Here is a 21,805-nt window from a genome sequence, read left to right as displayed (position 1 = left end):
CATCGTTTTTTGCTGCGGCAAATGAAACGATGCATCCCCGAGAGTAAACTTTCTTCAGAGCGGTCTGAAGTTCGGAGACTCCTTGCCAATAAACACGGCAAGGAGTCTTTTTTGTTCTCCTCGTCACGGGGCCATGATGCTGAAGGGATATCCTGAGGAGGCTGAACGCATGAGCACAGAGACACATGTCATTATGGATGAGACGGCGATCCGCCGCGCACTAACACGGATTGCCCATGAGATATTGGAGAAAAACAAAGGAATCGACGATTGTGTGTTGGTCGGTATTCGTACACGCGGGGTTTACCTGGCAGAACGGATTGCCGCCAAGATTGAAGAAATCGAAGGCGCCAAAGTCCCCTGGGGAGAACTGGATGTGACTCCTTACCGCGATGACCGCTTGGACGAAAATAAAGCGAATCGCAAGGAAATGTTGATTATGACACCTGAATCACTTTCGATCCACAACAAAAAAGTGATTTTGTTCGATGATGTGCTCTATACCGGACGGACGATTCGCGCAGCGATGGATGCCCTGATGGACTGTGGAAGACCGCAGAACATTCAGCTGGCTGTACTCGCAGACCGCGGACACCGGGAACTTCCGATCCGACCTGATTTTATCGGCAAGAATGTGCCGACTTCCAAATCAGAGGAGATCGAAGTTGCACTCATGGAAACGGATGGACAGGACGAAGTCAAAATCACTCAGAACCGGGGGGAGCAAGCATAATGATTACACAGACAGCATTGAGAGACCGAAGCTTGCTTGGACTGAAGGAACTTAGTCGAGGAGAAATTGAGTCCATTCTGAACAGAGCGGCTCACTGGGAAGCGCAGAAAGAGAAACTGGTTCCTGTACTGGAATCACGCTTCGTTGCGAACATGTTCTTCGAGAACAGCACACGTACCCGCTTCTCTTTCGAAATGGCAGAGAAACGCCTGGGCGCACAAGTGCTGAACTTTACGGCAGCCGCATCCAGTGTGGAAAAAGGAGAGTCCATTTACGATACGGTACGAACACTTGAGTCGATGGGCATTGATGCAGGCGTGATCCGGTTGAAACCGGCAGGCGTTCTGCAACAACTGGCTCAGAAAGTGAATGTACCACTCGTGAACGCTGGAGACGGCAACAATGAGCATCCCACACAGGCCTTGCTGGACCTCTACACGATGAGGAAAGCATTTGGCGAACTGAAAGGCTTGCGTGTTTCCATCATTGGTGACATCCTGCATAGCCGTGTAGCTCGTTCCAACCTGTGGGCACTGCAAAAGTTTGGTGCAGATGTACGCTTCTGTGCTCCGCAAACAATGCAGGCACCGGAACTCGCAGAGCATGCTCCTTATGTCGGTCTTGAAGAAGCGCTGGATGCAGATGTAGTCATGATGCTCCGTGTTCAACTGGAACGTCATCAACATGGCTTAATTACTTCAGCTGAGGATTATCGCGAACACTACGGATTGACGGAAGAACGTGCGTCACGCCTAAAACCAAGCACCATTATCATGCACCCTGCTCCTGTGAATCGCAATGTCGAGGTAGATGACGCGGTTGTGGAGAGTGAAGCATCGCGGATCTTCCCGCAGATGGCAAACGGCGTTCCAATCCGCATGGCGGTTATGGAACGTGCGATGAAACTGTAACAGGGTCTGGCTGTGGGTCATAGGCTGATGGTACGGAAGTTCTTATAGAGCAATAGAGAGTACACGATAAAGAAAATCATCCGGCTTGCCTGGTAAGCCGGACAGAACCGAAGCGGAGGGCAATTATGCTACAGATTATAAAAAACGCGAACATCTTGAACCAACAAGGGGAACTTGAACGGAAAACCATCATTATAGATGAAGGTAAAATTAAAAAAATCGCTGGTCTGGAAGACCAAGCCGTACTGGATGCCGAAAAGTCAGCGCAAAGTGTAACAGACGCATCAGGCAAACTGGTCATTCCGGGATTGATCGATATGCACGTACATTTGCGTGAACCTGGATTCGAACACAAAGAGACGATCGAGACAGGTGCCCGTTCAGCAGCACAAGGTGGTTTTACAACGATCGCTTGCATGCCGAACACGAGACCAGTAACAGATACAGCGGAAGTTGTGAAACTGGTATTGGATAAAGCCAAAGAAGCTGATCTGGTTAAAGTGTTGCCTTATGCAGCCATTACAAAAAACGAACTGGGTCGTGAACTTACCGATTTTGCCGCATTAAAAGAAGCTGGTGCTATTGGATTCACAGATGACGGTGTAGGCGTACAAAACGCTCAAATGATGAAAGATGCCATGAGCCTCGCGGCAAGCATGGATATGCCCGTGATCGCTCACTGTGAAGATGACTCACTGGTTGTTGGTGGATATGTGACGGAAGGTGAGTTTTCGAAGCGTCACGGCATCAAAGGGATTCCAAATGAATCCGAAGCTATCCACGTTGGCCGTGATATCCTGCTCGCAGAAGCAACGGGAGTTCACTACCATGTCTGTCACGTAAGTACAGAGCAATCGGTTCGCTTGATTCGTCTAGCGAAGTCCATCGGCATTAAAGTAACTGCTGAGGTGTGTCCGCACCATCTGGTGTTATCGGATGAAGATATCCCGGGCATGGACGCCAACTGGAAAATGAACCCGCCTCTGCGCTCACCACGCGATGTGCAGGCTTGTATCGAAGGTTTGCTGGACGGCACGTTGGATATGATCGTAACTGATCACGCGCCACACAGTGAAGAAGAGAAAGCCAAAGGCATGGAGCTGGCACCGTTCGGAATCGTAGGATTCGAAACAGCCTTCCCGCTGCTGTACACGAAGTTTGTGGAAACAGGACTGTGGAGCTTGGACTTCCTGGTGAAACGTATGACAGCTGATCCGGCACGTGTATTCCGACTGGATACAGGCAAACTGGAAGAGGGAGCACCAGCGGATATCACGATGATTGACCTGAACGAAGAAAAAGCAGTTGATCCTGCAACGTTTGCAACCAAAGGAAGAAACACTCCATTCACAGGCTGGAAGCTGAAAGGCTGGGCCACACAAACATGGGTGGATGGCAAAAGCGTATGGAGCAACACTGTACAACAATAAAACGGTAATTTAGTAAATTGATAAATTAGTAACGCTATATCTTTAAATCTTTAAATCAGCAATAGTAACTCTTAACTTTTTTAAAACAACAAATCTTTTTTAAATCTAACTCTAGCTCTAACTCTAGAACTTAATCTATAACTTTTTACACCAGTAACATCTTTTCAACTAACTCGAGGCAAATCATGCCGAGAGTCTAACATACGAAACAAGCAAAGTTGAATGTCATGATTTTGAACTTGGACTCCAACGTAACTGCGGAGCGGACAGAAAAGACCCGAAGAAGCAAAGCGTTCGCCTTTATCACCGGATTACATCATTTGAAAAATGATAAAAAGTAGTCCGGGGATAACAGCGATCAAAGGGTTTTCTGTACGCGGAGCCGCACAATCGTAACGTCACCCATGTTCAACTCAAAATATTCAACGTTGATAAACACAGAGGAGTGAAATGGGATGCAGGCACAGGCAAGATTATTGTTGGAAGACGGCACACTGTTCACCGGGAAAGCATTTGGTGCTGAAGGTGAAACTACAGGTGAGGTCGTTTTTAATACGGGAATTACAGGCTATCAAGAGGTGCTTTCGGATCCTTCCTATTGCGGTCAAATCGTGACCATGACGTATCCACTGATCGGAAACTACGGTATTACGCGTGATGACTTTGAGTCGATTCGTCCATACGTGCACGGTTTCGTTGTGCGTCGTCATGAGCCAACGCCAAGCAACTGGCGTGCGGAATACAGCGTAGACAATCTGCTCAAAGAATACGGCATCGTAGGAATCAGCGAAATTGATACACGCATGTTGACTCGCCGGATTCGTCACCACGGCACAATGAAGGGAATTCTCACAACAGGATCGAAGCCTGTGGAAGAACTGCTGGAGATGATGGGAGACACCACCATTGCCGAGCTGCGTAACCAGGTGCCAATGACTTCTACAGAACATGTCTACAACAGCCCGGGAACGGCTGAGCGTATTGTGCTCGTGGATTATGGTGCTAAAACAGGAATCTTGCGCGAACTCAGCAAACGTAACTGTGACGTTGTTGTTGTTCCACACGATGTAACAGCAGACGAAATTCGTCGCCTGAACCCGGACGGCATTCAACTGTCCAATGGCCCTGGGGACCCGAAAGACGTACCTCACGCAGTTAACATGATCAGTGAACTGCTTGGCGAATACCCGATCTTCGGTATCTGCCTGGGTCACCAGTTGTTCGCACTTGCAGCAGGAGCAGACACCGAAAAACTCAAGTTTGGACATCGCGGAGGAAACCACCCGGTGAAAGAACTGGAGAGCGGACGTTGCTTCATCACATCCCAGAACCATGGATTTACCGTAAACGAAGAGTCTGTGAAGAGTACAGACCTGGAAGTTACACATATCAACAATAACGATAAGACCATTGAAGGTCTGAAACATAAATCATTCCCGGCATTCTCGGTTCAATATCACCCTGAAGCAGCCCCGGGTCCTTACGACAACAGTTATCTGTTTGACCGCTTCATCGAGATGATTCGCGAGCACAAAATCACTAACCCGCAAAAGCCGCGTCAAGCCGTATTGGCAGCCGCAGTGAAAGGAGCACAATAACATGCCGATTAACAAAGATCTCAAAAAAATCCTGGTGATTGGTTCCGGTCCAATCGTCATCGGTCAAGCGGCCGAGTTTGACTATGCCGGTACACAAGCCTGCCAGGCTCTGAAAGAAGAAGGCGTGGAAGTTGTACTTATCAACAGCAACCCGGCGACCATTATGACAGATACAAACATGGCTGACAAAGTATACATCGAACCAATCACCCTGGATTTTGTAACCCAAATCATCCGTCAGGAGCGTCCAGATGGCTTGTTGCCAACACTGGGTGGTCAAACAGGACTGAACATGGCTGTAGAGCTGGCTCGTGCAGGCGTGCTGGAACGTGAAAATGTGAAATTGCTCGGAACGCAACTGACATCCATCGAGAAAGCGGAAGATCGCGATCTGTTCCGTGACCTGATGCGTGAATTGGAACAACCTGTACCAGAGAGTGTAATCGTAACGACACTTGAAGAATCACTTGAATTTGCGAATGAGATTGGTTATCCAATCATCGTGCGTCCAGCCTATACACTGGGCGGAACAGGCGGCGGAATCTGTGCGAACGAAGAAGAGCTGCGTGAGACGGTGGCAGCGGGAATTCGTTACAGCCCGATCGGGCAATGTCTGGTCGAGAAGAGCATTGCAGGCATGAAAGAAGTCGAGTATGAGGTTATGCGGGACAAAAACGATAACTGTATCGTTGTCTGCAACATGGAAAACTTTGACCCGGTAGGTGTTCACACAGGCGACAGTATCGTCGTAGCACCAAGCCAAACGTTGTCGGACCGTGAATATCAAATGCTGCGTTCAGCTTCCCTGAAAATCATCCGTGCCCTGAACATCGAGGGTGGATGTAACGTACAGTTTGCACTGGACCCACACAGCTTCCAATACTATGTTATCGAAGTAAATCCACGGGTAAGCCGTTCATCAGCTCTGGCTTCCAAAGCAACGGGTTATCCGATTGCAAAAATGGCTGCCAAAATTGCCATGGGTTATACCTTGGATGAAATCGTGAACCCGGTAACAGGCCAAACGTATGCTTGCTTCGAGCCTACACTGGATTATATCGTGAGCAAAATCCCACGCTGGCCGTTCGACAAGTTCATCTCGGCGAACCGTAAACTGGGAACGCAGATGAAAGCAACAGGCGAAGTCATGGCGATTGGCCGGACATTCGAAGAGTCGATCCACAAAGCAGTTCGTTCCCTGGAAATTGGCGTACATCGCCTCTACCTGAAGGATGCCGAAACGCTGGACGAAGCTACCCTGAACGAACGTCTGATCAAAGCAGATGATGAGCGTATCTTCCTGATTGCCGAAGCATTCCGCAGAGGGTATACGTTGCAACAACTGCAAGACCTGACCAAGATTGACTGGTGGTTCCTGGACAAAATCGAAGGTCTGATCGCATTCGAAGATCGCATTCGCGAAGAATCCGAATTGTCTTCCGACATTCTGTATCAAGCGAAACGCCTTGGATTCACAGACCGTGCCATTGCTGAACTGCGTGCGCAAGGTCAACCAGGAGGCACATTAACAACTGAAGCGGAAGTTAGAACTCGTCGGGAAGCAGAGAATCTGCGCCCAGTGTACAAAATGGTAGATACATGTGCGGCTGAGTTTGAAGCCACAACGCCATATTACTACTCCACTTACGAGACAGAAAATGAAGTAATCCCTTCTGACAAGAAAAAAGTTGTGGTACTGGGTTCAGGACCAATCCGGATCGGTCAAGGGATCGAGTTCGACTACTCTACTGTACACGCAGTATGGGCATTGCAAAAAGCAGGCTATGAAGCAGTCATTATCAACAATAACCCGGAGACGGTGTCTACGGACTTTAATACATCGGATCGCCTGTACTTTGAACCGCTCTTCTTCGAAGATGTCATGAACGTGATTGAACAGGAGAAACCAGTAGGAGTTATCGTACAATTTGGTGGTCAAACGGCCATCAACCTGGCAGCACCACTGCGTAATGCAGGTGTAACCATTCTTGGAACGGATCTGGAAAGCATCGATGAGGCGGAGGATCGCAAGAAGTTCGAGCGTCTGCTCTCCCGTCTGGAGATTGCACAGCCAAAAGGTAAAACGGTCATTTCCGTTGATGATGCAGTAGAAACAGCTCAAAGTCTGGGCTACCCGGTACTGGTTCGTCCTTCCTACGTACTCGGCGGTCGTGCGATGGAGATTGTATACTCCGATGCTGAATTGCTGACATACATGGAACAGGCGGTTAAAATCAATCCGGAGCATCCGGTCCTGATCGACCGTTACATGATGGGTAAAGAAGTTGAGGTTGACGCCATCTGTGATGGTGAAACGGTATTGATTCCGGGAATCATGGAACATATCGAGCGTGCAGGGGTTCACTCTGGTGACTCCATCGCGGTATATCCTCCTCAACATCTGTCCCAGGATTTGAAAGAGAAAATTGTAGAGATTACAATCAAAATTGCGAAAGAACTGAAAACGGTAGGTTTGGTCAACATCCAGTTTGTTATCCATGATGGTCAAGTGTACATTATCGAAGTGAACCCGCGTTCATCCCGTACCGTACCATTCCTGAGCAAAGTAACCAACATTCCGATGGCTAACTTGGCAACACAAGCTATTCTGGGTGTGAAACTGAAAGATCTTGGTTATGTCGATGGACTGTGGCCTGAATCGGATCATGTATCTGTTAAAGTTCCGGTCTTCTCCTTCGCGAAGCTGCGTCGTGTAGAACCAACCCTCGGACCTGAGATGAAGTCTACAGGTGAGGTTATGGGTCGTGACCCGAATTACGCTAAAGCGTTGTTCAAAGGTCTCATCGGCGCAGGAATGAAAATTCCGGCAACCGGAGCGATCGTAGTAACTGTAGCAGACAAAGACAAAGACGAAGCGGTTCCTTTGCTCGAAGGTTTCTACAGACTGGGTTACAAAATCATGGCTACCGGCGGAACAGCAGCTGCGCTTGAAGCAGCGAACATTCCAGTAACGACTGTGAACAAATTAAGTGAAGGTTCGCCGAACATTCTGGATATGATCCGCAGCGGCGAAGCAAACTTTGTCTTCAACACACTCACCAAAGGCAAAACACCGCAGCGTGATGGATTCCGTATCCGTCGTGAAGCGGTAGAAAACGGCATTGTATGTATGACTTCATTGGATACGATTCGTGCGCTGCTGATCATGCTGCAAACGATCAACTTCTCTTCGGAAGCAATGCCTGTCTTTGTAAAATAAATAACTCTCTGATGAAGGACATCAGTCAGCCTGCGGGCTGGCGGGATGTCCTTTATATCGGGCAAAAACGGAAAAAATGAGCAAGTGGAGGGGAGCGCTGGTGATGAATCAAGCGAGTTTCAATGAAATGGCTGGCCGTCTGATGGTGGCACTGGATTATCCTGGAGCGGAAGAAGCTCAAGAATTGGTACAAGCTCTTGAGGGCATTCCCTGTTATCTGAAGGTGGGCATGCAGCTGTTCTACGCAGCAGGACCGGACTTTATTCGGGAGCTGAAATCCAAAGGTTACTCCGTTTTTCTGGATGTGAAAATGCATGATATTCCTAATACCGTTCGTGGCGGTGCTGAGAGTATCACACGTCTGGGTGTAGACATGTTCAATGTACATGCAGCCGGTGGAACCCTCATGATGCGTGCTGCACGTGAAGGTGCTGAGGCAGCGATCGCTGCCGATCCTTCTTTACGCAAGCCCGAGATCATTGCGGTGACCCAATTGACCAGTACAAGCCTGGAAACGATGAATACCGAGATTGGTATTCCGGGAAGTGTGGAAGCTGCTGTGGTTCGTTATGCTGGACTGGCCCAAGAGGCCGGACTGGATGGAGTTGTTGCTTCCCCGCTGGAAGTGCCTGCAATCCGAGCAGCGTGCGGAAGTGCTTTTCACACCGTTACACCGGGAATTCGTCCAGCAGGTAGTGGTCTGGGAGATCAGACACGCGTCTTGACGCCAGGTGAAGCCATCGCCAGAGGCAGTCATTACATTGTTGTAGGCAGACCTATTACAGGCGCTCCCAATCCGCGTGAAGCGGCAGAAACCATTTTGAAGGAGATGTTGAACGCATGATCGAACTGAATGAGATTCCGAATCATATTGCTTCCCAACTGTTGAAAATTAAAGCCGTGGCGTTACGTCCGCAGCAGCCATTTACATGGACATCCGGCATCAAATCACCAATATACTGCGATAACCGTTTAACGATGTCCTATCCCGAGATTCGTAATGATATCGCTGAAGCCTTTGCAACGATTATTCGGAACCAATACCCGGATGCAGAAGTCATTGCAGGTACGGCAACAGCAGGTATCCCGCATGCTGCCTGGGTGGCCCAGAAGCTGAATCTGCCGATGGCCTACATTCGTGATAAAGCGAAAGGACACGGCAAGGAGAACCTGATCGAAGGTCTGATTACCGAAGGACAGAAAGTAGTTGTCATCGAAGATCTGATCTCCACAGGTGGAAGCTCGATCAAAGCAGCCGAAGCCGTACGTGTAGCAGGTGCAACCCCTCTCGCCGTTCTTGCGATCTTCAGCTATCAGCTGGATAAAGGTGTTAAAGCATTTGAAGATGCTGGAATTCCACTTCAGACGTTGTCCAATTACACCGCGCTGATGGATGTGGCTTTGGCTCAGGGAACGATTCAGGAGAGTGACTTTGAATTGCTCAAATCTTGGCGTGAAGATCCTTCTTCATTTGGTAAATAATATCATTGATACCTCGAAAAAATGTTCAGGATTGAACGGTATCAAAATTGTAATGATTGCCGTCATAGCGGCAAAACCATCGAATATGCTAGAGGCATCCCGTACTTTGGGGTGCTTTTTTTGTTTGTTCATCAAAATATTAACTTTTTCACTCTACCGTTGTAAAAAGCTTGTAACTTTTAGTTGGGATCGGTCGTTTATAATTCAGTGTAGGATGGAACAGATTTCTAATTTTAGGTTTTTTGAAGAAATGAACGGGATTTCAAGAAAGGATGAGCGTGATTGCTGGCATGAAGAATTTATTTCTCAGAAAAAGACCTGCCAAGAGCCAGTCAGGCGATGAACATCAACAGGGGGAAACACCGTTAGAGACATCGACGGAGTCGGGGGAAAATACATACAACAATGAACACGATTACCCGACGAATAAACCTCCGTTACCTGAAAGTGAAATCGCTTCAGATGAAGTGGCTGCAGCTGCTGTCACTACCGTTGAGGAACCCCAGAAGAAGATCAAACCAAAGAAGGATATGCTGCCTCCATATGATGGACCTGTACTGGAGGTGCGTAACGTGCATCGCAGTTTCCAGACAGGCAGTCGTATCATCCATGTGCTCAAAGGCATTGATATGGAAGTGAATCCGCAACAACTGGTCATGCTGAAGGGGCGATCAGGCTCAGGCAAAACAACACTGCTGAATATGCTCGGTGGACTGGATCAGCCTTCAAGTGGAGACATTCTGTTCTCCGGTCAGCCTCTTCAGGATTGGGGAGATCGGCGGCGGACCGCTTTGCGGCGCAAAGAGATCGGTTTTATTTTCCAGGCATATGCACTCATGCCCTTATTATCTGCTTGGGAAAATGTAGAACTGTCGCTGCGCATGGCGGACGTTCCGCGAGCGGAGTGGAAGGACAGGGTTGGTCACTGTCTGGATCTGGTTGGACTCTCCAAACGGGTGAAGCACCGACCTTTCGAAATGTCGGGGGGAGAGCAACAGCGGGTGGCTATAGCCAAGGCGATTGCCCATAGACCCAGATTGTTGCTTGCGGATGAGCCTACAGCGGAACTGGATTCCAAGATGGGCGCTCAGGTCATGGCCGTATTCCGCAATATTATTGAAGTAGAACAAGTAACAATATGTATGACTACACACGATCCTACAATTTTGGAGGTTGCGGACCATGTTTATGAAATGGCGGACGGCAGATTTATCAAGTAAAGGGGCCGCTCCGAAGAGGGGGAAACGCGCAGCACTTATTGTACTTGGTGCAATAATGGTTGCAACGATGTCCGGCTGCTCATTGCTGCCGTCAGAAACAGAGGAAGAAGTGCTTCCACCTATTACACCACCAACGATCTCTAAGAAACCGGAATATGAAGTCCGGACGGAAACGTTGGAGAAAAAAGTAAGTGGCAGCGGTAAGATGATGAGTCAGCGGGAAGAGAAGGTGTACTTCACGCTTGATGGCATGCATGTCAAAGAGTTAAATGTTAAACCAGGGGATAAAGTGAAAAAAGGCCAGCTTCTGGCCGTGCTCGATGTGGAAAGTGTAGAGAAAGAGATCCGTGGCAAGAAACTGGCTATTCGCAAATCCGAAGTTCAAATGAAGGAAACACTCCGCAAGAAGGATGAGATGGACCCGGTAGAGTTCGAAGAATCAACGATTGCGTTTGAAGAACTACGCCAGGAACTCGCTGATCTGGAGGAACAACTGGGCAAAGCCACGTTGACCGCTCCGTTTGGTGGCACCGTTATTGCTGTGCAGGTAGAGAAGGGTGCAGCCGTGAAAGCGTATGATCCGATTGCTACGATTGCGGATACATCCAATCTGGTTGTGGCAGCTACCTTTGCCAAGGAGGATCTGGAGAAGTTCTCCGCGGGTATGAAGGCAGAAGTAGATATTAATGGAGCTGGTAAAGTCGCTGGCAAAATTAAAGTCATGCCTATCGCGGAAGCATCGGGAAGCGGTAGTGGCGAAGGGACGGGTGAAGGTGGTACGCCTCCAACCAAGGAAACGCTGGATAAGTATGTCATCGTTACACTTGCAAAAATGCCAAAAGGCGTCGAACGTGGCACACCACTATCGGTCTCGATTGTAACGCAGCGTACCGAGAACGCAATTGTGATTCCTGTATCCGCTTTGCGCTCCATCGGCTCAAGAACGTACGTACAAGTGGTGGAGAGTGATGGCAGTAAGCGTGAAGTGGACGTTGAAGTTGGACAGCAGACATCGACAGATGTCGAGATTCTGAAAGGTCTGACCGTAGGTCAGAAAGTAGTGGGACGCTAATGGGGCTGCCATTGCTTCGGCTGCTGTTCCGCAAAATGTGGAACACGCGCTGGATGACCTTCAGCACACTGATCGGATTGATTGTGGCGGTAGCGTTCACCGTCAGTATTCCAATGTATGCCGATGGTGCGTTGAAACGGGTCGTCGCGCAAACGCTGCAGGATAACAGTGAAGGGTTGCCAGCCGGTTCGTTGCTTATGAGTTATCAGGCACCTGGTGGCGTGAAGACAGACACACGGGGTCTGGATGAAGTCGATCGTTATATTCGTGAGGATGTCCCTCGCGATATTGGTTTTCCTTTTCATACGTATGTGAATTCAAGATCTATTCGCAGCACAGAGGTGAGCCCGGAAGATCCAACCAAAGTGGATGCCAGCAGGGCGCGCAGTATGAGTCTGGGTACGATGAGTGGGCTGGATGCACAGGTGAATTACTCTGCCGGGGTGAAACCTGGAAACCAGGTCAAAGATGACACGATTGAGGCAGTCATGTTGGAAGAGGGCATGTATCGTAACGATCTGCATATCGGTGACATTCTGGAATATCCGGTGTATAGCGGTCTTGATATCACGTTACGTGTGAAGATTACGGGTTCCTTCAAGGCAGATGATCCGAACAGCCCTTACTGGGTACAAGGATTTGACGGCATGATGAATGGACTTTATGTGGATGAATCGGTTTTTAATGATGTTTTACTGAAGGAAAAAGGGATTTCACTTCAAAATTCACGTTGGTATTATGCCTTTGATCTGAAAGAAATTCAAACCAGCCAGTTATCAGGTCTGACTTCCATGCTGGAAAGGCTGGATATCGATCTGTACCAGCGGCTGAAAGATACAAAAGTGGACATCACCTTTGGTGATCTGCTTAAGCAGTTCCGCAGTCAGAGTCTGCAACTGCAGACGATGTTGTTTACCTTGGCAGCACCGATGATTGCGATGGTCTTTTATTTTATTGCGATGAATGCCAGACAGTCATTACAGAAGCAAGAGAGTGATATTGCGGTATTGCGCAGCCGTGGAGCTTCAGCTCGGCAGATATTCTCTCTCTACCTGCTTGAAGGCATATTTCTGGGGGTTATTGCGCTCGTTATTGGGCCGTTGCTTGGTTGGTTTATGGCCAAGAGTATCGGTTCAGCAAGTGGCTTTCTCTCGTTCGTAGATCGGAAGTCTATTCCGATCGGTGTATCAAAAGAAGCCATTCTCCTGGGCGTAGCAGCGGTCCTTGTTGCGATCATCGCATCCCTTATCCCTGCGATAACCTATGCACGGGCAACCATTGTTTCGGCCAAACGGCGGCAAGCACGAACAGATCGTGCTCCAGTATGGCAACGCTGGTTCCTGGACGTTGTGTTGCTGGGTCTGGCTGGATATGGATACTACCTGTTCTATGAACGTCAGATGTTGACCTTCCAGACGGGAATGACAACCGATCAGCTGCAGGTACAGCCGTTTCTGTTCTTTGTACCCGCACTCGCGATCTTTGCGCTTGGACTATTCTTCCTGCGCTTGTTCCCATGGATATTGAAGCTCATCCAGCTGATCGGTCGTAAATTTCTCCCGGTCCCGCTGTATCTGACATTAACACAGTTGTCGCGTTCATCTTCTTCATATTATCCGCTGATGATCCTTCTTGTACTGACACTGGGACTTGGGGTATACAACTCGGCTGCTGCTCGGACGATTGATTTGAATTCCACTGAGCGTACCTTGTACCGTTATGGTTCTGATGTGATTATGCAGACTGTGTGGGAAGGAACACCTGAGGTTAAACCTGGTGGTTCCGGACAGAATGGCGGTACGGGTGGAGGTCAACAAGGTGGTGGCAATGGAGGAGGAGGTTCTGCTGGAGGGGGTTCTGGCGGAGGAAATGGCGGTGGAGGTGCTCCAGGTGGTGGCGGTGGCGGTTCTTCGCAGCCATCCAAAGTCATCTACTCCGAACCTCCATTCGAAGTGTTCCGCAGATTAGATGGGGTTGAACATGCAGCACGCGTGCTGCAGACCAAGGGCAATATTATCGTTTCTGGTAAATCGGGCGGACAGGGGATGCTGGTCGGAATTGATAATGTGGACTTTGCTCAAGTGGCATGGTTCCGCAACGATCTGTTCCCAGCACATCCCTACAAGTACCTTGACTTGCTTGGTAAATATGAAGGGGCTGTGTTGATCTCTTCCAAATTTGCTGACAAGTTCAAACTCAAAACTGGAGATCTTGTCTCCATGGGTGTACAGGGACAGGCGATTGAATTCGTCGTGTTTGGGATCATTCCTTACTGGCCAGCCCAGTATCCGGATCAGATGCCATTTTTCGTGGCGAATCTGGATTATATCTATGATCAGGTGCCTCTGATTCCTTATGAGGTATGGCTGAAAATGGAACCGGATGCCAAAGTGGCTCCGCTTATGGAGAAACTTGCAGCAGAGGGCATTGAGTTATCTTCTGTGCGTGACGTCCGCACCGAATTGGTGTCTCAGGGTAAACATCCGTCAAGAGGTGGCGTATTCGGGATTCTGAGCCTTGGTTTCCTGGTATCCGTTATTATCTCGTTGATTGGATACGTGCTGTACTGGTTCTTCAACCTGTCCGGCCGAGTTGTGCAGTTTGGTGTATTACGGGCCATGGGGTTATCCCGGGCACAACTGAGCGGTATGCTGCTGCTGGAGCAGGTGTTCACAGCGGGGCTGTCGATCCTGCTGGGTATTGGGATTGGTCAGGTATCCAGTCGTTTATTCCTGCCATTCCTGCAAACGACGGATAATGTATCTGCTCAGGTACCTCCGTTCCGGATTGTGTTTGAACAGCAAGATATGTTGCAACTGTATGGGGTCACTGTGGTGATGCTGGTCATTGGTGCAACGATGTTGCTCTGGCAGATTCGCAGATTGCGGGTTCACCAGGCAGTCAAAATGGGAGAGGAGAGGTAAACGTGATCCAATGCGAAGGACTTGTCAAAATTTTTAAATCCAGCGATGTGGAAGTCGTTGCCCTTCAGGGTCTCAACCTGACTGTCAATCAAGGTGAAATGATGGCGATCATCGGTAACAGCGGTAGCGGTAAATCCACACTGCTGAATATTCTGGGTGGGCTTGATCGTCCTACGGCTGGTACGGCCGTTGTGGGAGACTGGGATTTGCTCAAGATGACAGATGCCCAATTGGTCGAATACAAACGTCATACGGTAGGTTTTATCTGGCAAAATAACGGTCGTAACTTGCTGCCTTATCTCACTGCACTGGAAAATGTGGAGACTCCCATGATTCTGGGAGGCAAGCGTGATCGTGCATACGCGAAACAGTTGCTCGAATGGGTAGGCCTTAAGGATCGGATGTATAACAAATTGCATCAATTGTCAGGAGGAGAGCAACAACGGGTAGCGATTGCGATCTCATTATCCAATCGGCCCAAAATTCTGCTTGCAGATGAACCAACCGGTTCGGTCGATTCCGAGACATGTGATACAATCATGGGCATTTTCCGAAGAATGAACAAGGAACTTGGCGTTACAATTGTCATCGTTACCCATGACTTGACGCTTGCTGGCAAGGTAGACCGGATCGTTGCGATTCGGGACGGCTTGACCAGTACCGAGTTTGTGAAGCGCAATCCAAATTTGGATGATGAACATAACTTGTCCGAAGCGGGTATGCCGGACATTCACGAAGCATTTGTCATTATTGACCGTGCAGGGCGGCTTCAGGTGCCAAAAGAGTATCTGGAGGCCTTATCCATTGATAATCGGGCTACATTGGAATTTGACGGTGAACGTATTGTTATTACGCCGCCAAGATAATTAATGAGGGGGAATTGGAAGATGAAGAACAGGTTGTGGGGAAAACGTGTGCTGGCTGTCATCGCTACTGCGACGCTGGCACTGCCGCTGATTGCCGGCTGTACGGCAAGTGAGGCCAAGGATACGGAACAGCGTGTATTACGTGTGGCAACGTTGTGGGGAGGACAGGATGATAGTTACTTCCGTCAGCAGTTCACCGATGCTTTTGAATTGACACATCCCAATGTAACCATCGAAATTGTGGCTGCTGTTGATCAGAGCAGCATGTATGGGTATGGCAACACGGAAGAACAGCCGGAAGTTCCGGATACGATGGAGAGTCTGAAGAAGATTATGACTGGGGATAACCCGGTTGACGTTATCGTGGCTGATACCGCCACAGTGAAATCATTAATTCAGGAGAATCTGGTGAAACAGCTGGACCCACTGATGCAGGAAGATAAGTTTGATACCAGTGATATCGTGCCTAGTGTACTGGAGGGAATTAAGGACCTTGGGGATCAGAGCATTTATGCATTGACACCAACGTTCTCCTCATCGGCTTTGTTCTATAACAAGGGTATGTTTGCAAAAGCAGGCGTGGAACCGCCAACGGACAACATGACATGGGATGATATTTTCAATTTGGGTACCCGTCTAACGAATGGTGAAGGTAAAGATCATGTATTTGGTTTCTCCTTCACGACATATCAGGGTGGTTCGCCGTACTACTCCATGCAGCAGTACTACAGCTCGTTGCAGCTGAAGACGTTTGATGACAAAGCAGAGAAGATGACAGTAGATTCTCCTCAATGGGAGAAAGTGTGGAGCACCATCAGCAAACTTGCGATTGACAAAGTTATTCCTAAAGGCGACGAACCACAGGATCAGGATCCGAGTGGGCGTTATGATCCAGTACAGGGTGACCTATTCCTGAGTGGCAAGTCAGCCATGGTTATTGGTGATTACAGCTATATTAATCAATTAATTGATGCCAATAAAAATGCGGATAAAATGAAAGACTTTACGAAAGTGGATTGGGATGTGGTAACACCGCCAGTTCACCCGGAAGCTCCTGAAATTGGAGGCAGCATCTATCTGAGCAACCTCATGGCGATTAATAGTGCGGCTCAGAACCCGGATGATGCGTGGGAACTGATCAAGTACATGAACAGTGAGGACTGGGCTAAGATCAAAGCACGTAGCAGCTACGAGATGGTATCACGGAAGAGCTTCATTAAACCCAAAGACGGCCTGGATTATAACATTCAAGCATTCTATGCGCTGAAGCCGATTCCGCCAACCAATACCAACCTGGATAAAATGTATCAAAAATCCCCGGGCTTATGGCAAGTGAATGAAAAAGGTATGGAATATTTCAACCAAGTACTAGAGAACAAAAAGACACCAAAAGAAGCACTTGGTGAGTGGGCAGCTAAAGGAAACGAGATGCTGGAGAAATTGAAAAAGGATCCTAAAGCTACGTTTCAATGAGATCTGATGAAGTAGTCATATCATAAGTTAAGGATAGCCGCTGAAGATTTTAATCTTTGGCGGCTATTTTTATGAAAATGGGGTATTCTACAAAAAGCAGGAATAAATGACGACTCCGGAAAGGACGAGCGGTATGCACTGGGTATATTTCAGCAAGTTGTATGCAACCAAATTTCAGGCAGGATGTCTGGCCAAACGTATGGAGCAGGATGGGTGGATTTACGGTCATAATGAACCAGCGGAAGTGGAAGTTTATCGATCACGTAAAGGACGTTACGGTGTACGTTTTATTCCCTGACATTACCCCTTGACTTATAGGGTGGTGATAGTGTATATTAATTAAGTCGCTGTTTTAATATTTCTTACTGACGCGGGGTGGAGCAGCCCGGTAGCTCGTCGGGCTCATAACCCGAAGGCCGCAGGTTCAAATCCTGCCCCCGCAATTTAGTTTCACTTGGATGATTCACAGCCATCATCTGCACGTTATACATTATGTCTAGGGCCCTTAGCTCAGTTGGTTAGAGCGGTCGGCTCATAACCGATTGGTCACAGGTTCGAGTCCTGTAGGGCCCATATTCTTGAAACCCTTGCTCAGCAAGGGTTTTTTTCTGTCTTCATTTAGGGGCTGGATTAAAAGGTAAAAGTCATCATTGTTGGTATGCCCTTTTTTGCGCATCTCAGTGTATGTCCACGCCGCACACCAAATCTCGCATATACTATCCTATCCCAACCCATAGGAGGTAGATTTCATGAGTCAATTTATTGATGCAAGAACCTCGCAGAATGCGAGTTTGGCAGGTTCTATTGCTATACCTATTCTGGTGATTAACACGCCTCAGTTATTTGGACAGATTGGTTTGATAACCACTGCTGGCATTGGGGCAAACCCGCGGGTGCAGTTCAAGGGAACTGTGTCTGTGCAACTTCCATTAGCGATCGCTGGTATAACCATTACAATTGTCAGAGGAACTTTGCCAACAGACCCTGTTATCTATTCCGCAACGTCTACGTTTAGCTTGAGCATCCTGGCACCTCAGATTATTACCTTCTCTGCCGATGACTTCAATCCGCCAATCACACCGCAATTGACGTACACTGCATTTGTGAGCTCTAACTTGTTGGGAACAGTCCGTGTTGGCCCTGAGAACTTCGACGGAGTTTTGTATTCTGATTAGTGTTGAGTGCACCTGCTCCAAAGTGGATTAGATCATTCATTTTCTTAAAATGAAGGACATCACAGGCCTGCCCTCAAAAGCAGGTTTTTTTCTTATTGAAAGGGAACACTGAACTCCATCGAGTCGACAAGGTTCTATGATATAATACATTACAGAGATTGGAATGGTATTCGATAATAAAGTGATACATGAACATCTAAGAATCTTATGAAATTATAGATAGAAAGCAGGTTTAACGTTTAATGACGTCAAATGAAAGTCAACGTTTTCGTTACAGCGAAGCTCCGGTCTGGGATTGGCAGAGAGCTTATTATGAACAGAAGGGGTTACAAGCTTGGACAGAGAACCAAGTACCTCAATATATTACCAGTAATCCGATGATTGCCACGACGTATGCAGAGATGATCTTTGGTTTTCTTCAGGACCTATCGAACAAAGGAAAGATCAGCGAGACCGTAACCATTCTTGAACTTGGAGCGGGTGTAGGGCGTTTGGCGCATCAAATTCTCCTGAAACTGCTTGAATTAAAGGAATTTGCCGGAATAGAGTTACCACCTTTCAGATATGTGATGACGGATCTCGTAGCGGAGAATGTACTGGGTTGGCAGGAGCATCCATCCATGCAATCCTTTATTCAACAAGGTATAGTGGATTTTGCACGTTTTGACGCTGTAGCGGATACGGAGTTGAATCTGGCCGTTGCAGGTACGGTTATTCGGCCCGGTGATCTGAAACAACCGTTGTTGTTGATTGCTAATTACTTTTTTGACAGCATTCCACAGGAATTAATCTACATTGGGGATGGCGAGATCTATGAGTGCGATCTGCTTGTACAATCCCCGGATCGTCGTCTTGATCTTGAGCCTGCTGAGATGCTGAAGAACATGACGCTGAGTTATGAATATCGCCGAGCGCCGGAATACAGTGCGGATAACTATCCTTATCAGGAGCTTATCACATTGTACAAAGAGGAACTGGAGGATTCGCACATTCTGTTCCCTGCAATCGGGTTGTCCTGTCTCGAACGGTTGAACAAGCTGTCACAGTCAGGTTATGTGTTGATTACCGCTGATAAAGGGGATCATCGCCTGGATAACTGGAAGTTCGCAGAGCCACCTGAATTTGTTCTTCACGGGAGTTTTTCTCTAACGGCTAACTACCATGCCATTCAATATGTCTTGGAACAGCAGGGTGCCTATACACGATTCACAACACATCATTATAAAGATCTGAATGTTGGGTGCATGTTGATGCTTGAGGAACCCATCAGTTATGTTAACACTCGTCTGGCCTACCATCGATTTGTTGAACGTTTTGGCCCGGATGACTTTTTCAGTATGAAACAATGGATAGACCAACGGATCGAAAGTATGGAGTTGAAGCATATTTTGCCGTTTTGGCGTCTGGGCGGGTATGATGCTGAGTTCTTGATTCACAGTGCGACGCACATTTCCAGTCTTCTTCCTGATGCAAGTGATGAGGAAATGCTTGATATTCAGTCTGGTATTCATACGATGTGGTCGTCCTACTATGTGATGGAGCAGCAAGGCGGTCTGGCATTTCTGGCAGGGCAGCTATTATATGAGATGTATATGTACGAGGATGCCAAACGGTTTCTGGAGTTATCATTGGTTGCAGATCCGAGTAACCATAATCCAGCCGTCTTATACGATTTGGCTGTGTGCTGTTATGAACTTGAACTGGAAGAAGAAACCCTGTCATATACGCATAAAGTATTGGCTTTGGAACCTGATCATGAAGAGGCGGCAGCGTTGCTCCAGAGTTTCGAGTTGATATGAACGGAACAATTGAAGTCCTGTCTCCTATATGTCTAGAAATACTGATGGTTGTATATAAAATTGAAACTTAATTGGGTTGTAATCGTATTAATGGGATATTAAACCAATCATCTGTTTAAACAGCAAAGGAGACAAAAATATGAAAAAAGCCTTATCCGTTGCGTTATATCCATTAATGTGGGTTGTTGGTGCATTTAGCGTTCTGTCTGTTAATGCAAACAGTGCTGCAGGCAGCGCCCTTTTTGTGAAAGATATCGCGACAGATCGAAGCTATGATGGGCAGGCGATATATGATAGTATTGAACGTAGAAATGCCTAACTACATATCATTCAACTGTAAAGGTAATTGTTTCAGCGAGCAATAACATGAGAACCAATTACTCTTGAAGCGAAGTACGGTGAGCAGGAGTTCTGTCCGTACAACCTTTAAGCCGGTTTCGTACCTTATTCAGGTATGAACCGGCTTTTATTTATGAATGGGGGATGCCAGATGAAGATTATCATTGGACAACCGAGGCTCGAACAGGATTTGTTGCAGCTTGAAGCCGAACTCAAGCAACATCCTGATGCAGATGTATTATTTTTTCCCTGAAGGTTATCTGAACCAGAATGTTGAGGAAGCTTGCAGGTTGGCGGCTGAATATGGGACCATGATTGTATCGGGTCATCGCAGACTGAACGAACGTCCAAAGGACCGATCGATTATGATCAGTAAGGCTGGAGAGATTGTATCGGAGAAAGCAAAATATACACCTGCTGAGACGGCTCAGGAACAGGGTTGGGTAATAAGCACTTTGTTGTGTGATGAGCTGGTCCTGCAAGGATTTTGCAACGAGAATATAGGAAATGTGGACATTGTGATGCATTCCATTGGTGTGGGGATGTTCAGTGAAGAGCAGTACAGTGAGTGGGTCGAAGGGGCTCGGCAGATCGCCTTGCAGCATCAATGTATTGTCATGGGGACAAGCCATGCGGATGGTTCATACCGTGATAGCGGGATCTCCATTCCAATCGCTTATTGTATAACTCCTGATGGAGAGGTTGTTCTGGCATCCCGAAGTGATACACGTACTCGTACAATCCTTCTGATCAGAGGAAATACAGACCCTTCACCTCAGGAGTCACATGAAATACAACTGAGAATCTCCATCGACCCATCTGGTTAAGTTACCAGGCATGAATACCAGATGAATGGGCTGATGAACTTGCCGAATCGCCCGGTCACTTGCGCGGAATACGCATATGTTATGGCATACCTTGAAATTCAAAGGAGGCCAATCAAATGAGTCAAGTTGGATACGGTTGTGGTGGTAATGTTGGAGGATTTGGCGGCGGATGGACTTCTACAAGCGCAATTCTCGTACTGTTCATTCTGCTCGTGATCATCACAAAATCTTTCTGGCTGTAAGTCACGTATAGAAACGTGCAAACAGTAGCTCCGCTGAGACTTCAGCGGGGCTTTTCCTATTTATAAGAAGCCACATATGCCATCCGTGACATTTGACAACTGAAAACAATGTGCTTAAAATCACATAAGAGACTATTAACAGAGATTGAAGGGATAGCAATGCCGTTTATTCGCTTTAAAGGATTCACAGGTCCTCAGCTAGAGGAAGTTGTACCCCAAATTACAGAGCAGATGGCCCTAATTACTCATATTCCAAGGGAGAGAATGAAGGCAGAGCGTCATGATGTCCAATCGCTAACACCTTCTCCGGCTTCTATAGAGATTCTGATGTTTCAACGTGACCAGGAGATTCATAATCGGATTGCATCGTCGGTGCAAGCTATTTTGGAAGAAGCATACATGCCGGATGTGCATATTTTCTTCAATATATTGTCACCTAATTTGTATTATAAAAAAGGCAGGCCGCTGACAGATTATCGATTGGATTGAGATTG

General features: G+C 47.6%; 19 protein-coding genes and 2 tRNA genes. All 21 read left to right on the top strand.

Annotated elements, in window-relative coordinates; all coding sequences use genetic code 11:
* The first annotated feature begins 169 nt into the window (after window positions 1-169).
* The 21 genes from pyrR to ACE04G_RS24320 all read left to right on the top strand — a co-directional run bounded on the left by pyrR (window position 170) and on the right by ACE04G_RS24320 (window position 21,800).
* Complete coding sequence (gene pyrR / locus ACE04G_RS24420) at window positions 170-733, top strand: bifunctional pyr operon transcriptional regulator/uracil phosphoribosyltransferase PyrR (RefSeq protein ID WP_017687330.1); 564 nt, start codon at window positions 170-172, stop codon at window positions 731-733.
* Complete coding sequence (locus tag ACE04G_RS24415) at window positions 733-1,644, top strand: aspartate carbamoyltransferase catalytic subunit (protein ID WP_036674848.1); 912 nt, start codon at window positions 733-735, stop codon at window positions 1,642-1,644. The genes pyrR and ACE04G_RS24415 overlap by 1 nt, the downstream gene beginning before the upstream one ends.
* 125 nt (window positions 1,645-1,769) lie before the next feature.
* On the top strand, window positions 1,770-3,074 hold the full coding sequence (locus ACE04G_RS24410) for a dihydroorotase (RefSeq protein WP_339305011.1): 1,305 nt from the start codon (window positions 1,770-1,772) through the stop codon (window positions 3,072-3,074).
* Window positions 3,075-3,529: 455 nt separating this feature from the next.
* Entirely contained in the window at window positions 3,530-4,672 is a 1,143-nt protein-coding gene (gene carA, locus ACE04G_RS24405) for a glutamine-hydrolyzing carbamoyl-phosphate synthase small subunit (RefSeq protein ID WP_047843735.1), read from the top strand.
* Between the two features lies 1 nt (window position 4,673).
* Window positions 4,674-7,892, top strand: coding sequence for a carbamoyl-phosphate synthase large subunit (gene carB, locus ACE04G_RS24400; protein WP_047843734.1), 3,219 nt, complete (start codon window positions 4,674-4,676; stop codon window positions 7,890-7,892).
* A gap of 103 nt (window positions 7,893-7,995) precedes the next feature.
* Window positions 7,996-8,736 carry an orotidine-5'-phosphate decarboxylase gene (gene pyrF, locus ACE04G_RS24395; RefSeq protein ID WP_449004891.1) on the top strand — a complete coding sequence of 247 codons (741 nt, stop codon included), beginning with the start codon at window positions 7,996-7,998 and terminating at the stop codon, window positions 8,734-8,736.
* A complete protein-coding gene (pyrE, locus tag ACE04G_RS24390) occupies window positions 8,733-9,374 on the top strand; it encodes an orotate phosphoribosyltransferase (RefSeq protein WP_036674850.1) in 642 nt (213 codons plus the stop codon). Before pyrF ends, pyrE begins: the two co-directional genes overlap by 4 nt.
* Window positions 9,375-9,646: 272 nt before the next feature.
* On the top strand, window positions 9,647-10,594 hold the full coding sequence (locus tag ACE04G_RS24385; protein WP_339297460.1) for an ABC transporter ATP-binding protein: 948 nt from the start codon (window positions 9,647-9,649) through the stop codon (window positions 10,592-10,594).
* Entirely contained in the window at window positions 10,557-11,666 is a 1,110-nt protein-coding gene (locus tag ACE04G_RS24380; RefSeq protein WP_339177937.1) for an efflux RND transporter periplasmic adaptor subunit, read from the top strand. Before ACE04G_RS24385 ends, ACE04G_RS24380 begins: the two co-directional genes overlap by 38 nt.
* Window positions 11,666-14,590 carry an ABC transporter permease gene (locus ACE04G_RS24375; protein ID WP_339305003.1) on the top strand — a complete coding sequence of 975 codons (2,925 nt, stop codon included), beginning with the start codon at window positions 11,666-11,668 and terminating at the stop codon, window positions 14,588-14,590. Before ACE04G_RS24380 ends, ACE04G_RS24375 begins: the two co-directional genes overlap by 1 nt.
* Before the next feature lie 2 nt (window positions 14,591-14,592).
* Window positions 14,593-15,456 carry an ABC transporter ATP-binding protein gene (locus ACE04G_RS24370; RefSeq protein WP_449004875.1) on the top strand — a complete coding sequence of 288 codons (864 nt, stop codon included), beginning with the start codon at window positions 14,593-14,595 and terminating at the stop codon, window positions 15,454-15,456.
* A gap of 21 nt (window positions 15,457-15,477) precedes the next feature.
* Window positions 15,478-16,929, top strand: a complete 1,452-nt coding sequence (locus ACE04G_RS24365) for an ABC transporter substrate-binding protein (protein WP_449004874.1) — start codon at window positions 15,478-15,480, stop codon at window positions 16,927-16,929.
* A gap of 106 nt (window positions 16,930-17,035) precedes the next feature.
* Window positions 17,036-17,227: a hypothetical protein gene (locus ACE04G_RS24360; RefSeq protein WP_047843730.1), complete on the top strand. Its 192-nt coding sequence runs from the start codon at window positions 17,036-17,038 to the stop codon at window positions 17,225-17,227.
* 71 nt (window positions 17,228-17,298) lie between these two features.
* A tRNA-Met gene (locus ACE04G_RS24355) sits at window positions 17,299-17,372 on the top strand.
* 56 nt (window positions 17,373-17,428) lie between these two features.
* Window positions 17,429-17,502, top strand: a tRNA-Ile gene (locus tag ACE04G_RS24350).
* A 176-nt stretch (window positions 17,503-17,678) separates the two neighbouring features.
* A complete protein-coding gene (locus ACE04G_RS24345) occupies window positions 17,679-18,104 on the top strand; it encodes a hypothetical protein (protein WP_336761819.1) in 426 nt (141 codons plus the stop codon).
* Window positions 18,105-18,346: 242 nt separating this feature from the next.
* The gene (locus ACE04G_RS24340) at window positions 18,347-19,903 is read left to right on the top strand and encodes a tetratricopeptide repeat protein (protein WP_449004873.1); all 1,557 of its coding nucleotides are present in this window, start codon (window positions 18,347-18,349) and stop codon (window positions 19,901-19,903) included.
* Window positions 19,904-20,042: 139 nt separating this feature from the next.
* Complete coding sequence (locus tag ACE04G_RS24335) at window positions 20,043-20,222, top strand: hypothetical protein (protein WP_339304995.1); 180 nt, start codon at window positions 20,043-20,045, stop codon at window positions 20,220-20,222.
* A 220-nt stretch (window positions 20,223-20,442) separates the two neighbouring features.
* On the top strand, window positions 20,443-21,069 hold the full coding sequence (locus ACE04G_RS24330) for a hypothetical protein (RefSeq protein WP_486094982.1): 627 nt from the start codon (window positions 20,443-20,445) through the stop codon (window positions 21,067-21,069).
* Between the two features lie 116 nt (window positions 21,070-21,185).
* Window positions 21,186-21,311, top strand: coding sequence for a sporulation protein YjcZ (locus tag ACE04G_RS24325; protein ID WP_083657089.1), 126 nt, complete (start codon window positions 21,186-21,188; stop codon window positions 21,309-21,311).
* A 159-nt stretch (window positions 21,312-21,470) separates the two neighbouring features.
* The gene (locus ACE04G_RS24320) at window positions 21,471-21,800 is read left to right on the top strand and encodes a DUF1904 family protein (RefSeq protein ID WP_339177921.1); all 330 of its coding nucleotides are present in this window, start codon (window positions 21,471-21,473) and stop codon (window positions 21,798-21,800) included.
* The last annotated feature ends 5 nt before the right edge of the window (window positions 21,801-21,805 follow it).

It is taken from the genome of Paenibacillus sp. AGC31 (assembly GCF_057334655.1).
Note: the sequence above shows the minus strand (reverse complement) of the source record. Positions and strands in the feature narration are given on the sequence as shown.

Coding starts and splice junctions, on each gene's coding strand:
- ACE04G_RS24360 (WP_047843730.1), top strand. CDS start 17,036: ATGACGACTCCGGAAAGGACGAGCGGTATGCACTGGGTATATTTCAGC.
- ACE04G_RS24380 (WP_339177937.1), top strand. CDS start 10,557: ATGTTTATGAAATGGCGGACGGCAGATTTATCAAGTAAAGGGGCCGCT.
- ACE04G_RS24410 (WP_339305011.1), top strand. CDS start 1,770: ATGCTACAGATTATAAAAAACGCGAACATCTTGAACCAACAAGGGGAA.
- ACE04G_RS24365 (WP_449004874.1), top strand. CDS start 15,478: ATGAAGAACAGGTTGTGGGGAAAACGTGTGCTGGCTGTCATCGCTACT.
- ACE04G_RS24375 (WP_339305003.1), top strand. CDS start 11,666: ATGGGGCTGCCATTGCTTCGGCTGCTGTTCCGCAAAATGTGGAACACG.
- ACE04G_RS24385 (WP_339297460.1), top strand. CDS start 9,647: ATGAGCGTGATTGCTGGCATGAAGAATTTATTTCTCAGAAAAAGACCT.
- ACE04G_RS24345 (WP_336761819.1), top strand. CDS start 17,679: ATGAGTCAATTTATTGATGCAAGAACCTCGCAGAATGCGAGTTTGGCA.
- pyrR (WP_017687330.1), top strand. CDS start 170: ATGAGCACAGAGACACATGTCATTATGGATGAGACGGCGATCCGCCGC.
- pyrE (WP_036674850.1), top strand. CDS start 8,733: ATGATCGAACTGAATGAGATTCCGAATCATATTGCTTCCCAACTGTTG.
- carA (WP_047843735.1), top strand. CDS start 3,530: ATGCAGGCACAGGCAAGATTATTGTTGGAAGACGGCACACTGTTCACC.
- ACE04G_RS24415 (WP_036674848.1), top strand. CDS start 733: ATGATTACACAGACAGCATTGAGAGACCGAAGCTTGCTTGGACTGAAG.
- ACE04G_RS24335 (WP_339304995.1), top strand. CDS start 20,043: ATGAAAAAAGCCTTATCCGTTGCGTTATATCCATTAATGTGGGTTGTT.
- ACE04G_RS24320 (WP_339177921.1), top strand. CDS start 21,471: ATGCCGTTTATTCGCTTTAAAGGATTCACAGGTCCTCAGCTAGAGGAA.
- ACE04G_RS24325 (WP_083657089.1), top strand. CDS start 21,186: ATGAGTCAAGTTGGATACGGTTGTGGTGGTAATGTTGGAGGATTTGGC.
- pyrF (WP_449004891.1), top strand. CDS start 7,996: ATGAATCAAGCGAGTTTCAATGAAATGGCTGGCCGTCTGATGGTGGCA.
- ACE04G_RS24340 (WP_449004873.1), top strand. CDS start 18,347: ATGACGTCAAATGAAAGTCAACGTTTTCGTTACAGCGAAGCTCCGGTC.
- carB (WP_047843734.1), top strand. CDS start 4,674: ATGCCGATTAACAAAGATCTCAAAAAAATCCTGGTGATTGGTTCCGGT.